Below are 217 nucleotides of genomic sequence, written 5' to 3'. Positions count from 1 at the left end.
GCAGTTCGCACAAAAGCTCCATATCTTTGAGCTTACGTGGTCTCTGCTCACCGGCAAAACTGACGCCGCCTTTATGGTAGGCAATCACGTTCAGCTGATGATAATTTTTCCAACCCAGCATATCTGCTCGCTGACACCAGTCATTATCTTCGCCATAGCAGCGACCAAAAGTTTCGACATCGAAATAACCAACCTGATTTAAACAGACGCGACGAAT

The 217-nt window shown here is 46.5% G+C and carries 1 protein-coding gene; it reads right to left on the bottom strand.

Annotated features, from left to right (window positions below; translation table 11 throughout):
• Positions 1-217, bottom strand: a 217-nt coding sequence (locus QCD69_RS22750) for a glycosyltransferase family 2 protein (protein WP_301253599.1), incomplete at both ends; no start/stop codon positions are given.

Origin of the sequence: Erwinia sp. PsM31, assembly GCF_030433775.1 — a bacterium.
GTDB lineage: Bacteria > Pseudomonadota > Gammaproteobacteria > Enterobacterales > Enterobacteriaceae > Erwinia > Erwinia aeris.
The sequence above is the reverse complement of the archived record's forward strand: the minus strand, read 5'-3'. Positions and strand labels throughout refer to the sequence as shown.